The 15,120-nt window shown below is 34.5% G+C and carries 16 protein-coding genes; 5 read left to right on the top strand and 11 right to left on the bottom strand.

Annotated features, from left to right (window positions below):
* The 6 genes from BKH40_RS07695 to BKH40_RS07670 form a co-directional block, all read right to left on the bottom strand.
* A partial coding sequence (locus tag BKH40_RS07695) for a hypothetical protein (protein WP_143428476.1) occupies positions 1-2,362 on the bottom strand: 2,362 nt, incomplete at its 3' end.
* 119 nt (positions 2,363-2,481) lie between these two features.
* Positions 2,482-3,072: a hypothetical protein gene (locus tag BKH40_RS07690; protein ID WP_095278391.1), complete on the bottom strand. Its 591-nt coding sequence runs from the start codon at positions 3,070-3,072 to the stop codon at positions 2,482-2,484.
* 5 nt (positions 3,073-3,077) lie between these two features.
* Positions 3,078-5,240, bottom strand: a complete 2,163-nt coding sequence (locus BKH40_RS07685) for a hypothetical protein (protein ID WP_095278389.1) — start codon at positions 5,238-5,240, stop codon at positions 3,078-3,080.
* A 93-nt stretch (positions 5,241-5,333) separates the two neighbouring features.
* A complete protein-coding gene (locus tag BKH40_RS07680; RefSeq protein WP_095278387.1) occupies positions 5,334-5,756 on the bottom strand; it encodes a DUF5675 family protein in 423 nt (140 codons plus the stop codon).
* Between the two features lie 58 nt (positions 5,757-5,814).
* Positions 5,815-6,444, bottom strand: coding sequence for a hypothetical protein (locus tag BKH40_RS07675; protein WP_095278386.1), 630 nt, complete (start codon positions 6,442-6,444; stop codon positions 5,815-5,817).
* A gap of 65 nt (positions 6,445-6,509) precedes the next feature.
* Positions 6,510-6,725 carry a hypothetical protein gene (locus BKH40_RS07670; protein ID WP_095278384.1) on the bottom strand — a complete coding sequence of 72 codons (216 nt, stop codon included), beginning with the start codon at positions 6,723-6,725 and terminating at the stop codon, positions 6,510-6,512.
* A 192-nt stretch (positions 6,726-6,917) separates the two neighbouring features.
* Between BKH40_RS07670 and BKH40_RS07665 the strand changes: the two genes are divergently transcribed.
* The 5 genes from BKH40_RS07665 (at position 6,918) to BKH40_RS07645 (ending at position 11,633) form a co-directional block, all read left to right on the top strand.
* On the top strand, positions 6,918-7,238 hold the full coding sequence (locus tag BKH40_RS07665) for a phage holin family protein (protein ID WP_095278382.1): 321 nt from the start codon (positions 6,918-6,920) through the stop codon (positions 7,236-7,238).
* A gap of 9 nt (positions 7,239-7,247) precedes the next feature.
* Positions 7,248-8,924: a hypothetical protein gene (locus BKH40_RS07660; RefSeq protein ID WP_143428475.1), complete on the top strand. Its 1,677-nt coding sequence runs from the start codon at positions 7,248-7,250 to the stop codon at positions 8,922-8,924.
* An 82-nt stretch (positions 8,925-9,006) separates the two neighbouring features.
* Positions 9,007-9,633: a hypothetical protein gene (locus BKH40_RS07655; protein WP_095278379.1), complete on the top strand. Its 627-nt coding sequence runs from the start codon at positions 9,007-9,009 to the stop codon at positions 9,631-9,633.
* Positions 9,634-9,636: 3 nt separating this feature from the next.
* A complete protein-coding gene (locus BKH40_RS07650) occupies positions 9,637-11,217 on the top strand; it encodes a terminase family protein (RefSeq protein ID WP_095278377.1) in 1,581 nt (526 codons plus the stop codon).
* Complete coding sequence (locus BKH40_RS07645) at positions 11,214-11,633, top strand: hypothetical protein (protein WP_095278375.1); 420 nt, start codon at positions 11,214-11,216, stop codon at positions 11,631-11,633. Before BKH40_RS07650 ends, BKH40_RS07645 begins: the two co-directional genes overlap by 4 nt.
* Positions 11,634-11,703: 70 nt before the next feature.
* Here BKH40_RS07645 and BKH40_RS07640 read toward each other — a convergent pair whose 3' ends face one another.
* Genes BKH40_RS07640 through BKH40_RS07620 form a run of 5 tightly spaced genes read right to left on the bottom strand, consistent with a single transcriptional unit; the run spans position 11,704 to position 15,115 of the window.
* Positions 11,704-12,111: a hypothetical protein gene (locus tag BKH40_RS07640; protein WP_095278373.1), complete on the bottom strand. Its 408-nt coding sequence runs from the start codon at positions 12,109-12,111 to the stop codon at positions 11,704-11,706.
* A gap of 3 nt (positions 12,112-12,114) precedes the next feature.
* Positions 12,115-12,759: a hypothetical protein gene (locus BKH40_RS07635; protein WP_095278371.1), complete on the bottom strand. Its 645-nt coding sequence runs from the start codon at positions 12,757-12,759 to the stop codon at positions 12,115-12,117.
* 2 nt (positions 12,760-12,761) lie between these two features.
* The gene (locus tag BKH40_RS07630; RefSeq protein ID WP_095278370.1) at positions 12,762-13,427 is read right to left on the bottom strand and encodes a hypothetical protein; all 666 of its coding nucleotides are present in this window, start codon (positions 13,425-13,427) and stop codon (positions 12,762-12,764) included.
* Positions 13,428-13,480: 53 nt separating this feature from the next.
* A complete protein-coding gene (locus BKH40_RS07625; RefSeq protein WP_095278368.1) occupies positions 13,481-13,930 on the bottom strand; it encodes a hypothetical protein in 450 nt (149 codons plus the stop codon).
* A 9-nt stretch (positions 13,931-13,939) separates the two neighbouring features.
* On the bottom strand, positions 13,940-15,115 hold the full coding sequence (locus BKH40_RS07620) for a DUF4043 family protein (RefSeq protein WP_095278366.1): 1,176 nt from the start codon (positions 15,113-15,115) through the stop codon (positions 13,940-13,942).
* Positions 15,116-15,120: the final 5 nt, after the last annotated feature.

The raw sequence follows: 15,120 nt of genomic DNA, 5'->3' as shown, positions 1-15,120 counted from the left end.
ATCTTACAAAGTCAGTGTAGCTAAATTCTTTATTACCATGTGTGTTTAAGGCTATAAGCTTTTTTAGTACGCTTCCTTCTAGCTTTTCCCTGCTTCCTTTACCTAGTTTTTCTACGTAAGAAAAAGCCTTATTGATATCTTCTAGGTTTTCTTCAAAGCTTTTCTTAGTTGTGCTTTCAAACTCTTTGACGTTTTTGGCTTTTAGGAGTTCATTTATGGCATCTAATTGTTTTATGCCTTCAAGCTCTGCTTTTTCCGCCTTAGTTTCAAAGTATTTTGTCGCCGCTTTATTCCCTTCATAGCTTTTTTTAAAGCCTTCTTCAAGTAGATTTTTAGCCTTTAAGACTTCACCCATGACGTGAGGAGAGATGTCTCCACTTTTGACTAAACTTCTTAAATCGTTACTTAAAAGTTGTTCAAATTCTATGTAATTAGTTAGATTTTTAGTGTTTTCTTTGTTAAAAAATCTAGCTTTTATGTTTTCTAGTGCGTTTTTTCCTTGTTTGTTGAAGTTGTTTTCATATATAGTTTTTTGATAGTCTAAGATGTCATCTATATCTTTATAAACCTTACTATCTATTGGCTTTAAAGTGTCTCCTGCTTGGGTTTTTAAGACTTTATAGAGGTCATTTATCCTATTGGCTTCTGTATTAAGCAAGTCTTGTAATTCTTTTTTAGCAAGGGTTGGGACATTAAGATTATTGATCTGGGTCGCCCTAGATGTAGCCTCTTTTCTTACTTTTTTGGCTAGATGTGGATCAGAGCTTAAAGTTTGTTGCACACTTTTAAAAAGTCTTGGGTCATCTTCAGCTAACTGAAGCAAAGACGCACTTTCTTTTGCGGTTTGGGCACTTTCTTTTTTGTTTTTTATATGCTTGCCATTATTTTTATATATAGTGTCTGTATCTACTTTTATAAAGTTTGCATTACGCCCTAAAACTTCACTGTTTTCTTCTGCCTTAGACATACTGCGAATGTAATCGCTAGCCCTTTTTGTTGCCTTTGCATTATATGCTTGAGTTAGAGTATCTATTGGAGAGATGGCAAACTTTGAAGCACTAAGTGCATATTTTGGCGTATTAAGTGCAGTTTTTGCGGTTGTTTTTAATCCAAAACTAATTGCAGGGGCTACTACCTTATCCCCTAGCTTTACCGCAGCGGCGTTAGTTAGGGCGGCTTCTACTCCTTGCTTCCACCACTCCCCTTTTTCACTTAGTCCAGTTTGTGCCTCGTTTATCTTATAGTCTATAGCCCTACCTATACCGCCAGCTATGCCTGTAGCAGTAGCTATGAACTTATTAGGGATAAGCTTACTTAAACCCCCTAGTGTCATTATGCTTTCAAAAGGGGTTTCATACATAGTTCTAAACATGGAGTTTATTAAAGTATCATCTAATATATATTTTTTACCATCTTTATAGCCAACTGCCCTTTGTTCTCCATCTATCTTTTGTACTTTAAAGTCAGTAAAGCCAGCTTTATTGTGGGCTATAAACTGCTTTCTAAAAAGCTCATAACCTTCTTTAGGATTAAGCAAGCTTTGTGGGAGATTTCTTAACTGCTTAGTGGATGAAAAAGTCTCCATATTAGCTAAAGCTTGCTTCATGGCGTTAGTTGGGTTAGAGTACTCACTTAAGTGTTTTTGTAGCTTATTAAACTTGCCTTCTTCTAGTAGTTTTTTAGCAACTATATCTCTTGTGTTGTCTCTTAGATAAAAAAGTGTGTTTTGATATTTTGCTAAGTCTTTTTTGTCTATCTTTGAATTGGCTAAAGCTTTCACCACATCTAAGGGGTTTAGTGCGTTATTTGTTTCCTTGCTTAGTTTATCTTCTTTGTTAAGATTATCTACTACCCTTAAAGCACCAACTGGGTTTATATACTTTTTAACCCCTTCTAGTCTTATCTTTTTGATACTATCTTCTATATCATCTAATAGTGGATAGCTCTTTGGCTTTTCAAGTTTTATATCTACTTTCTTTATATCTTTAGTTATAGGTTTAGCCTCTATTTCTTCTGTGACTTTTATAGGAGTAGCTACTTCTAGGGGCTTAAAAGCATAAGAGACTAAAAGGTTTTTTTTATTTAGGGCTTCACTTAAGTCTTTTATATCGCCAAAACCACTGTCTTTATAGCTAGGGTCTAGGTCTTTTAGTGCTATTTTGCTTTTTGCTGTTTTATTAAGTTTTTGAAGTTTTTGTAAGTCTTGTTCTAGCTTGATGCTAGAGTTGGCTTCACTAGAGTTAGCCTTACTAGCTTTATAAAGTGCATCACTTAGCTCTTTGCTAGCCTTTAGTGCTGTTAGCTCATCTTTTTTGTTGTTTAGTAAGGATACTTTATTATTAAGCCCAAAATTATCGCTCATATGCAAACCTTAATAGTGATTTTGATGATATAAGCTTAGGGATTTTGAAAAATTAAAAAAATTCTATATTGTTTCAAAGTCTTTATGTTTGGTAAACAAAAGATAAACAAAAAAGGTAACTAAACCTTGATATATCTACTTCTTAAGTCTTTGGCATCATAGATTCTAAAAACATCGCTTTTTAACCTTAAAAGCTCAGCTTCAAAAAGCCCTTTATAGTACATGCTATCTTTTAAGCTTTCTGGGCTTTGTTGTTTTTGTAACAAAAGATACATAGAGTAAAACAAAAAGCACTCTAGGGCTATCTCAGGAAGGCTTATATCACCTTCTAAGTCTTTTAGTTTTTCTAAGGCGTAGTAGCTTAGTTCTAGCTCTAGTCCTACTAGATTAGGACTTAGTCTTAAAGAAGTCCCATCTATACTAAAACTATCTTTTTTTTTATCTCTTATAAAACTTGCTAGCTTTAAGGGGCTTAAAAGCTTTTCTTTATCTTTTAGGCACATAAGCTCTAAAAAGTCACTAGGTAGCTTAAGTCTATCTTCCCTAGCCAAAAGGTTTATACTTTTTGCTAGGAGTTTTAAGTTTCGATTTAAATAAGTATAAGTTATATTTAGTATATCAAGTACTTCATTTTCGCTCCACGTTAAGCTTTCATACTTAGTATCCCTTAGCCTACTTCTAAGCAGTCTTTCAAGTTCATAAGCCTTCATAATTGCTATCCTTCAAGGTAGCTTATAGTTACTACTCCCTTATTACCTCCATTGCCTATAGTTATAGGAACTGAAGTATTAGGGGCTAGTGTAAGGAAGGTAAAGTTACACTCTCCAGTTTGCCCACGCCCTACGTTATTAGCCCCAGCCCCACCAGCTACACTTAGATAGCTTCCAAAGCTAGTAACTTCTCCATTCCCTCCATTATCAAAGCCTCTAGCCCCTTGTATATGTACCATATAGTTTTTAGTAGCATCATCACTAGTAAAAGTAGCACTTTCTCTATAAACTACAGCTTTTACCTTGTTACTAAGTATGTTATCTTTACTTTTTAGACTAGCTATTTCTTCATTTATCTTTGTCATCTCTGCTAAAAAGGCTACTTCTTTGACATCAAAAGCATTAGTAAGGGCTTTTATACTATTATCTTTTGTCGCGTCTAAAACTCCTACTGCTTCAGTTTTAGTCGTAGTTAGTTCGTTTATAAAAGTAGTTTTAGCAGTAGTTAGGTCATTTGTTATATTAGTATGCTTGTCGTTTAAGGCATTAATTGAAGCTTCTTTAGATGTGTTAATGCTTGCTAGATGGGCTAGGGCTTTTTTATCTAAGTCATCTTTAAGCTTAGTGGCACTTACATCTAGCTCGCTTAAGCTAGTAGTTTTTAAGTTTGTTATATCAGTTTTAGTACTAGCACTAAGTGCTTCAAAAGCACTTTGGAGGTTTGCAAAAAGCTCGTTTAAAGCAGTTGTTAGTTCAGTTTTTTTGCTTTCTCCTAGCTTTGTTAGCTCTTCTTTTTTTACATCACCCAAAGTGCTTATGTCGTTTTGTAGTTTGTGTACTTTGATAGTAAGACTAGGCACATCAAGATTAGTTAAGCTCTCATACCAAAAACGTACCCTTTCACTAAGAAGCTTCATAGTCTCTTTTGCTTCTAAGCTATCATCCCTTAAAATTAAAGTATCTTCTTTTATCTCTAAAGCAAGTCTTGCATACTCTTTAGCACTTAGTGATAAAAGCTCTATATCCTCTTTGTCTTCTTTAGTTTTTGTTATGTCATCTTGTAGGTTGATTTGAAGTAGTTTTGTGGCTTCTACTAAGGCGTTAGCTTCACTTTGGGCTTTTTGTATCTCATATATAAGCTTATCTATGTGTATAAAAGCTAAGTCTCTTATATCTTTAAAGCTTTCTATTTTGGAATCTACCTCACTGCTTCCAGCTTTCATATTTTTAGAAAAGTCTTCATAGTCTTTTTCTATAGTGCTAAAAAGACGCAAGATCTCACGGCTTGTATTAAGCGTCTCTCTTACTTGTGCAAAGATGTCAGCATTACTATCAACTAGAGGATTAAGCCTAAAAGGAGGGAAAAGACTAGGGTTTTTTAGTATGTCTTTTGCTATATCTTTTTGGACTTCTTTGTCTTCTAAGGACACAGCCTTCCTTATATCTTTTAGGGAGGTTATATTATCGTTTAGCTCTTTTATAAGACTAGAAAGCTCGCTTCCTTTGGCATCGACTAAAAGCTTGCCTTTACTTACTTCTTTGGCTAGGTTTTGTACTTCAGTGCCTAGTACGCTAGAGTTTAGATCATAGCTTTGTTTTAAAAACTCTTTTAAAGCTTCCATCCTATTATTTAGGGCTTCTAAAGTTTTGTCTTGATTAGATAGTGCAGTTTCTAGACTTAAGATGCTAGTACTTTGTGCATCTTGTAAGCTACCTGCTAAAGAAGCATTTTCTTCTTTTAGGGTCAAAAACTCTTGTCTTAGCAAAGCCATCTCAGAGTTAGCTTTTAAGATATTAGAAAGGGCACTTTGAAAGCTAGAGTTAGCTTCTAAGTCTTTTGTTACTTTAACTTCACTATCTTTTAGTTTTTCTTCTAGATTGCTAGTTTTTTCATCCGCAAGGTTTAGCTTAGATTCTAAAGTTGTTAGGTTTTTAAGTGCCTCGGCGTATTTTTCATTAAACTCGCTTTGAAAACTTAGTGCATTAAGCTGTGTTTTTATGGTTTCATCTTTTGCACTGCTTAGCGTTTTAAAGCTCTCTATTAGCAAGTTTAGCTGTGCTTTTAGGGCTTCTTGGCTTGCATTGTTTTCTATTAGCTCTTTAAACTTTGCATTTTGTGCATTAAAGGCTTCTTGCAAGCTTTCAGTTGTTACTACTTTATCTGCCATGTTCTTCTCCTGTAGTTTTTGACTTTATTAAAGGAGTATAAAAAAAAGCACATATTTTAAAAATTCTTTAGCCAAATAAGTAAAGGAGAGTTCTTAAAGGTCATTAATTATGACTACTTTTAAGTCTTTGCCTGTTGTTAGCTCTAAAAACTTAGAAACTGTGCTACGTGAGTTTGATATAGAACTTTCATCTCTTTTATCCCCTAAGAGTATGCAAGCCTCTGTATCTTTAGCAGTGTTTCCATAGTGTATTAGTATCCCTCTACTGCTAGGGACATCATCATTGCTTAATATCTTAGTTTTTAGCTTAAAGCGTCCACTTACATAATCTAGTGCAAGATACTCCCCTTCAGGAATTCTTCTTTTGCTTCCTTCTTCTGTGCTATCTTCTCCTTTAGGCTCTAAAGTAAAGCAGCTAAAAATTTCAAGCCCTAAGTTTTCATCATCTTTTAATGTGCCAACTCCCATGGTTTTTTCTTCATCTTCTATATCTCTAGTTATGGTAAAAGTTAACAATACCTACTCCTTATAAATTTTAAAGGAGTATAAAAAAGAAAGAGTTTTAAAAATATTCTTAAATATTAAAAAAGTCACGCCCTATTTCTATCTTATGACTTAGCAAAGTGTCTGCGTTTATAAGAGTGTAATTAAGCATAAAGCCATAAGCCTTTAAGTCAAGCTGCAAGCTTTTCATGATATCTATATAGCGGGCTTGGAGATATAAAAGATGACTGATTACTTCTTTATCTTTTTCATCTAGGGAAGTCTTTGCTTCTCTTTTTAGATAGTTTTTAATTAAACGCTCTTTGCTAGCTACTATAACTATAACTCTTAGCTTTTTAAATCTAAAAGTAGGTAAGGCTAGCTTCAAGGCAGTGTTATACTCAAAGTTGCCATAAACTAGCCCACTTATAAAGCTTCTATCACTTATAAAAGTACAAGCCTTTCTTTCCATGTGTTTACTTAGTCTTTCATGCAATAGGAGATTAAGAAAAGAGTGCTCTAAAGAGTTAGGGTCTAAGCCTTTTAGATACTCACTCATAGGGTCACCTAAAAAAGGCTCGCTTATATAAACTATCTCATCTTTTTTATAGCTTTTAAAATCTAAGGAGGAAGCTAGCTTCCCTTTTACTTCTTTTTGCAAGTGTTTTAAAAAAGAAGTCTTGCCAACGTAGTCAACACCTTCTATAACGCAGTATTTCATTGTGTCCCCTTAAGCTTTATTTTAAGAGGGATTGTAAAAGATAAGAGGGATTTTAAAAATTCTTATTAGTTGTTTTTGTTAGCGCAAAAATTTAGTGCATCTTCTAAGAGTTTTGAGTAGGTAAAGGCATTAGCAATATTAGTTATTAAGTCATTAGTAGGTTTTGGCTTGATAGGAGTAGTGATATCACACTTAACTGGGATATAGACATCTTTATAAACCACTTTAGTAGAGCAAGCACTAAGGAGGACAGAAAAAGATAAAAACAAGATCTTAATCAAAAAACGCACCTTTTTACATATCAAGCTTGCAATAACTCCAAAAAAATTGCAAGCTTGTAATTAAAACAAAGCAACAACCGCATGTCTCCAACAAAGGAGACTTTAAAATCCTACACTTTCTTAGAATTTTAAAAAATTCCCTAATGCATTAACATGCAAGCTATATAAAAGGGGTAAGGCGTGGCTACGTAAATGAAACTAGATGCAATTATTCAGATAATATCAGCTTATATGGCGGTTATCTTTGTGGCTATCTTTGTAGCCCTTGTCATGATGCTAGACCCTAAAAGACAGATGTGTGAAGAAGGAAAGCCTTGCCTTGGTAGAAAGATAAGACATGTGATACATAGTCTAGGGCTTTCAATCTTTATTTGCTATGTAAGCTATGAAATTTTTGTTTACTTTGGTTTTTATAAAAACCTAGCAGTGGCTTTAAGCGGGGCAGTCTCTTACTTTGGGACAGATAAGATAAATCAGATAATAGATAAATTAATAGACAAACATCTAAAATAAAGGATTGGGATGATGAAGCTAGAAGACTTAAAAAGCTTGATGTTTGATGCTAGAGAAGTATTAGAAGATGCAAGGAAGGAGTTTTTAACAACCAAAGCTTATATGCAAGGAAGACAACTTGACCTTGAAACACTAAATACTCTAAAGTCACGTGGACAACCTCCACTAACTGAAAATATATATGCAATGATAGCTAATAAGATAATAGGCTATAAACTAAACTCTATAACTGATATAGAGGTTTTAGGCTTTCAAAAAGAAGATAGAAACCTAGCAAATTTGCTAACTAATATCTTAAAGTCCATAACCCAAAAGCCAGACTATATTAGCTTTAAAGAGCAATGTGATCTTGACTTATTAGCAGGTATTGTATGTGCTGAAGTTTGGGTTGTAAAAGATGAGTTTGATAACTTTCAAATAGAGTTAAAAAACATACCTCTTGAAAGTCTTTACTTTGACCCCTTTTGTCAAGCTCAAGATTTAAGTGATGCAACTTATTTCATCAAAGTATTAAAGATGAGAAAAAAACAAGCCTTTAAAACTTATAAAGAAGGTGGCTTTAACTCTGTCACTAACCACACAAAAACCCCAAAGATGGAGTTTGTGTATATCTATGAAGCCTTTATCAAGCAAGAAAAAAGCCCCTACTGGGATAGGTATATATTTAATGATGGAAGGATTTTAAGCGTTGAAAAGAACTTTTTTGACATCCCTTGTTGTCCTATAGTTGTTAGAAAGCTTTATACAGATCTTGATAATGACTTTTATGGAGTTTTTAGGGATATAAAAAGTGCACAAGACTTTATCAACTTTGGGATAAATAGAATGGCTAATATGATGGGGTCTCAAAAGATACTTTTTGAAAGCTCAGCAGTTGAAGACGCCGAAGAGTTTGCTTATCAAGTAAGTAACGATAATGCAGTAGTTAGGGTTAATGATGGAAGCTTAAGAGAAGGCAAGATAAGCTTTCAAAACAACACTCCAAATATACAAGCACTAGGCGTAGAGATAAACACAAAAAGAGAGTTAGCAAAGCAGTTAATCGGCTTTAATGATGAAGCATTAGGTCTTGCTAACCACCGCCTTAGTGGAGTAGCAGTAGAAAGCAGGACTAATGCAGGACTTGTAGGCTTACAACGCTTTTTAAACGCAAGCGATCTTTTTGATAAGCAAGTTTTTAAAGTAGTCTTAGCCCTTATAACTAGATACTTTACAAAAGCACAAGTTTTTAAAATCGTCGAAAAAGACACTTTTACATCTTATTTTAAAATCAATGACAGTAAAGACACTAAGATAAAAGTAGGTAGCTATGATGTAGAAATAGCTACTAAAATAAAAACTGGCTCTAGTCGTGAAAGCCGCTTCATGCAGTGGAGTGAGTTGATAAAAAGCGGTATGCTTCCTCCAGACTTAGTATTAGAGTTACTCCCTTATATGCTAGATGATAGTGATAGCACAGTTTCTAAACAAGTGCGTGAGATACTAGATAAAAAGCAAAAGCTTGCAGCAAGCAAAGAAGCCAAAGAAGAAGCAGCCTTGCAAGCACAGTTACAACAACAAGCACAAAGCCTAGAGCTTGCTACTATGCAAGCTAAAGTTAAAAAAGACGCTAGTCAAGCCTTAAAGTATGAAGCACAGGCTAAAGCCATAGTAGAAGGTGATAGTGGGAATTTAGCAAGGGATTAGTGCCTTTTTTTTGTGGCTAAAAGAATTTTAAATCCCTCTCTTACTTTTTATAATTGATATATAACTTAATAAGGGAGAAAGTATGTCAAAAAGCGAAGAAAGAAGACTAAGACTTGAGGAGTATAAAACCTACTTTGAAACCCACGATGAAAGCATAAAAGAAGTAGCCAGTAAGTTCAAAGTAAAAGAAAGAACTTTTAGATATTACGTTGATACCTATGGTTGGCAAAGAGGTGTTGCTTTAAAAGATATAGACTTAAAAGATATAGAAAAAGACTTAAAGCAAGGTAAAAATATAAACCTAGTAAAACAAGACATAAAAACAAAGCTTAAAACAAACAAAGAAGGTTTGGTAAAAATCTATGAAGCCCAAACACTAAGTGATGCAAGTGATGAGATACTTCTTAAAGCCATGTCTCAAAGCTTTATAGATAAACAGATAATAAAAACTGCACTTGTGGGAAAAAGTAGTTTTGATATCTTAGCAAGTATTGCCGAAAAGCCAAGCGATCACGCCCAGCTAGTTAGGCTTTCTAAAGATCTAGTTGGTATGTTTTCAGATGTTAAAAGGGCAATTTATGGAAGGGATACTGATAGCTTAGTAAATATTATTAATAATCCAAACATAACCCTAGAAGATGCAAGCGTGCTAAGTGATGCTGAGTTAAAAAGCTTACTAACCCAAAAGCCTACTTTTGCAAAAGTATAAGCAATGGAAGCAACAAAAACACTAGATAACTTAGAGTATCAACTCTTAGAGCGTGAGTTTGCAAGAAGGAACTTAAAAGCCTTTTTAGACTATAAGATGAAATACTATGACCAAAAGCCCTTTTTGGATAATTGGCACTATGAATATATAAGCGAGCATCTAACGCAGGTACTAAAAGGCAAGATAAAACGTTTAATGATAATGATGCCTCCAAGCTATGGAAAAACTGAGTTAGTGGCTAGGACTTTTGTGCCCTTTGCCTTTGGGGTAAATCCTAAGTTAAAATTTATCTATACAAGCTACTCAGATGATCTTTCTAAAGAGATAAGCATGAATGCAAGAGACTATATAGATAATAAGATCTATAAAAACCTTTTTCCAGACAATAAGCTTAATAAAAAGCAAAATACTGACTGGAGTTTGCTTAAAGGGGGTACTTTTTATGCTACCACAGTTGGAGGGGCAGTTACTGGAAAGCATGCTGATATACTAATAGTTGATGACCCCCTAAAAGCAAGTGATGCTTACTCTAGAGTAGAAAGACAAAGAGTTATAGACTATTATAATAACTCTCTTTTAAGCCGCTTGCTTACTAATAATGAAAAAAGCACGGCTTCACTAGGGGCAGTAATAATAATCATGCAAAGGCTTCACAAAGATGATCTTTGTGGCTACCTTTTAAAGCAAGAAGATGACGCTTTACAAAGAGGTGAAGACATATCTTTAGAGAACAGATGGCATGTTTTAAAGCTAGTAGCCTTAAATGATAAAACCATAGAGTATAAGATAGGAGAGTTTACACACTTAAGAACGCCTAACACGCCGCTTTTCCCTAAAAGGCATAATTTATCCCAGTTAGAAGATATCAGGCGTCAGATGGGCTATGAAGCCTTTGAGTTGCAGTATGAACAAAATCCAAGCGAGGCTAAGGCTGGCTTTTTCAAAGAAGAAAGTTTTAGTTATATACAAGACTACGAACTAAAAGCTATGAAGTGCTATATCTTTATAGACCCAGCTGAAAGCCTAAAAGATAGTAGCGATAATAGAGCCATTGTTGTAGTTGGCTTAAGAAGTGAAGATAGGCGTTTAAAAATCGTGATGATGGATAACTTTTATGGCAAGTGGAATCACGAAATATTTCTTAAAACAACTATTAACACACTTTTAAAATACCCGCAAGCAACCTGCTATATAGAAGGAGCAGGCGGGGGCTTGACACTTTATCAAACACTAAGTAAAGAGTTACTAGCTTTTAATCAAAAAGCAAAAGAGTTAGGCAAAGTAGAGATTAAAAATCTAATCTATACCTTTCCACCTAAAAGAAGTATCTCTAAGTCTCAAAAGATACAAGCTTTACTTCCTTATATCAACACAGGCGATTTGTGTTTTCGCTTAGGAGCTAGTGGACTAGAACAAATCACAAAAGAACTCCTTAGTTTTAACCCTGAAAGAAAAGCTAATGATGATAACTGTATAGATGCCCTTGCTACTTTTTCTGTGCTAGATAATCTTTATCCTTACATAGAAGAAAAACAAAAGGCAAAAACTAAACTAATTAAAGCTAATGCAGGTTGGCGTATATGAAGCTTTTAGAAGTGGTACTTGGAGTTTTAACTTTAGTGCTTTTAGGGCTAACCTTGCTTTTTGCCTTTCTTTATATGAGTAAACGTAATGACTTAAAGAACTTAAAAAGTGACTATGCCCTCTTAAGTTTTAATCTTGATAATCAAAACAAAGCCTTAAAAGCCTTAGAGCTAAAAACCAATGACTATAAGCTAAGGCAAAAAGACTTAGAAGTAGCACTAAAAGCAAGCAAAGAAAAGATACTAAAAGACTACAAAGAAAAAAGATCTGAGATTAAAAAACAAGCAAGCACTAGGGCTATCTTAGAAGCTAGCATAAAAAAGGAGACTATTGATAAAAATACTTGCGTTGTAAACTCCTTGCAAAGCCTAGAGTTAGAAACCATCAAAGACTTAGTAGAAGGCTTTTATAAGTAAAAGCCCTTTATAGATTTAAAAGTTACCTTTTTTGTTTATCTTTTGTTTATCAAAGACTTAAATATTTTACTTAGGTTTTATTTATAGGCAGGTTTGGATCACTTAGGCTATTTCTTAAAGTTGTATTTAATGCATCTCTTGCAGCTTCGTTTCTTGCCCTTTGGTTTTTAGCATCAAGTCTATCAGCCTTTGCTATAGCTAGGGCTTCTCTCCCGTTGTTTCTATCTTCTATAAACTTAGTTATACCAAGTCCTAGGTTAGCAAGACTGCTTAGAGAGTTTAGTGAGCTAGTGGCTATATTAGTTATAGCCCCTGCAGTTTGAAGTGGGCTTAGGGCTTCAAAAGGGCTAGGTGTAGCTTTTTGTATGGGCTTATCTTTAGGTATGAAAGGATTACTTTGCTTAAAGATAGAGTACTCATCAAGCCAGTTTGTTGGTTTTTGTGTTTTTAGATAGGTTGGAACTAGATCATAAGCCATTTATTAAGCACCTGCCTTTCCTTCTTTGTTAGCCTCTATGGTTGTTTTTAGCTTTTCTAGAGGCTCTTGTAAGTTCATAATAGCATTAAGACTAGCTATATCTTTAGCTTCTTGTATCTTAGTTTCTGTGTTTTGCTTAAAAGCAAGCACCATAAGTAAAAGCTTTCTATAAACACCAGCCTTTTGTAAGACTTTAGTGACAAAGTCTTTTAAAGGGATATTTCTAGCCTTTGCTAAAAGCGTTACATCACTACCTAACCTTAGTGCCTCTTCTTCGCTTAAAGTCTCTTTTGGTTCTTTAGCCTCTAAGTCTTTAATCTTTGCTTGCAGGCTTAGGGCTTGTTTTTCTTGGGCTTCCCATGTGAGTTTTTCTGATAAAGGAGGTCTTTCAGTATAAGTATCTATTATGTCATCAGTAATGTTAGATAAAAAATTTAAAGCACGAAGTTTTAGCTCTTCTAAGCTTGGAAGCACAAAGCCATTATCTTTAAACTCTACGCCTTCTCTTACTAGTTCTTTTTTGTCCTCTGGAACCTCTACTACTTTGAGGGCTTTTTCATCCCACTCAGGCAAGTTTTCTTTTGTAAATACATTATGCACAAAGCCATCTACTATTAGTGCATAAGTTTTTCCAGCTTCAGCTTTCATTATTATCCTTTTAAATTTTCTAAAGTGTTATCAAGTGAAGCTAGTTGAGAGCTAAGCAATAGGGCGTTAGTCTTAATAGCGTGACGCGTTATTTTTGAAGTATCTAAAAACTTATAGACTGCAGCTTCAAAACCTTGAGCTATAGCAGTGCTAAAATCATAGTTATCCATAACACTTTTTGCTTCTAGCCTTATACGGCGTTTCATGGCATTATCTATATCTTCTTTGTAGAGAGTAAATATATCTTCTTTTAATGCCTCTATTCCAAAGTTAGCCTTTACATAGTCTTTCAAGGCTTTATCTAGCATGGCTTTATCTATACTTACAATTGACTTAATGCCATCTTTTGCTATAAGGCTAGAAGATAAGGCATCTAAAAAGTCTTTAGTTGCAAGCTTAGCCTCTACTAAGCCTTTCAAAACGGGACTTAAAGTATCTATGCTAGTACTAGTAGCTATCATGCTTTTTGCTAGAGTTAAAGCATTAGCAATCTTGCTTTGTGCGTCACTTTCTTTAGCTTCTAGAGATGTGATCTTAGAATCTATGCTAGTTTTAGCAGTATTTAAAATAGCTTCTAAGTCTTTAAGTTTTTGTTCTAAAGTAGCTTGTAAGTCTTTTGTGGACTTAACTTCTGTGCTTAAAGTATCTATCATATCTGTTAGTTTCATTATTTTGCCTTTTATTACATAAACGCAAGCCTTTTAGGCTTGCAAAGAAAGAACTAGTCTATAATCTTTGGAGTATTAAGACTAACTAGTAAAAGCACTTCAAAGATAGCAGTGCTTTCTTTAGTGGGTTCTAGTCCTTCATACTCTAGTATCAAGTTTGTATCTTGTTCTATACTTTTTGTTTCAGCGCTTATAAAAAGCTTAGATAGGCTTGATTTTGCCTCTTGTGTGCCTTGTGTGCCTTGTGTGCTAGGGCTATTTTCTGTAGTGGCTTCTTTATTAGCCTCTGTGGCAGCTAAGCTAAGGCTAGAAAAAAGACTAAAGTTACCAGCCTTTAGGCTTACTTTTAAGTTTTCTTGTCCTTTAAGAAGGTTTATCTTTGCTTCATAAAGATAAGAGTTTGAAGGAAGATAGCCTATAACTTGTGACTTTAAGTCTTTATCTTTTTGGCTTAGGTCTATTTTTACGTTTATAAGATAGGTTGGTTTTAGTGTAGTTATCATGTTTTCTCCTTACTCTTTAGAACTTACAAAGCCAATGACGCTAAAGTCTTTTTTGTCATATATAAAATCTGTGTCATAGCCACTTTTTATAGCATTAAAAACAGCCTTTCTAACGCCTAAAATCTTATCTGCTCCAACTAGGACTTTTCTTCCTGCATCTTTTAATTCTACTCTCATAGTTACGTTGCCGCTATTAGGATAAAGACAAGCACTAGCTCCAACTAATAAGCCTATACACGCATCAGTGTTAGATTGCGTTGGCTTATAGCTTTCTAGCTTAAAGTCTGCAACACTTGGGTCTAGATAGGTTTTAGAGTTTAGATTTATCCCAGTATGCAAAAGCCCAGCTTGAAGTAAAGACCAAGTAGGAAGCTCAACTACAGCACAACCATCTATACCTATCATTAGCCCGCTTTCAAAAGTATTAGAAAAACTCCCTGCAGTTATACTTCTTACATAGTATTGATACTCTGGGTCGTTTTTTAGTTGCTGGGCTTGCTCTGGTGATAAAAAAAGCGTGTATCTTCTTTGTTCTTGTTCAGCTAAGCCATCATCCCTAAAGTAGCTAACGCGTCCGGGCTTGATAGGGAAGCTATCTTCTTTACCACTTATGCCTATGCCGTTTTTTGCTCTTTTTATAAGCTCGCGTACTGCTTTTAAAGTGACTATATCTCCTTTAACTGTTTTTTTGATTAAATCTTCTACAGTGTCTTTTGTGCTAGCTACTTTAAAAGGAGTGTTTTTATCTTTATCACACACTAAAACATTAGTAAGTTTAGCGGTTAGATTAGCTATTATCATCCTATCACTTTTGTCTTGAAACCACTCTATAAGATTTTCCCTAGCTTCTTTCTCAAAGTTTATTTGCAGTGTTTTACTGTATTGCATGATGGGACTTTTTTGGGCGTTAGCAAACACATCTGGCGTTACACTCATGGCATATATATCCATATTATCTAAGTTATCAGCTAAGTCGGCATTACCCCTTACGCCTTCGCCCGTGCTTTTTGCTTTTAGTCTTATCTCAATAGGACTTAAGTCATTAACTGCGATTTGTCTTATCATCCTATCATTCCCACTACCCGTATAGTAGTTAAAAAGACTAGCCCTCCAGTAAGCCTTTTCTATCTCTGGGTCTAGTTTTACTACTACGTCTGGTCTGTTGCTTAATAATGTTTCTGTCATATTTT

The sequence above is a fragment of the Helicobacter sp. 11S02629-2 genome, assembly GCF_002272875.1.
GTDB lineage: Bacteria > Campylobacterota > Campylobacteria > Campylobacterales > Helicobacteraceae > Helicobacter_I.
This window is presented reverse-complemented; position numbering and strand designations above follow the sequence as displayed.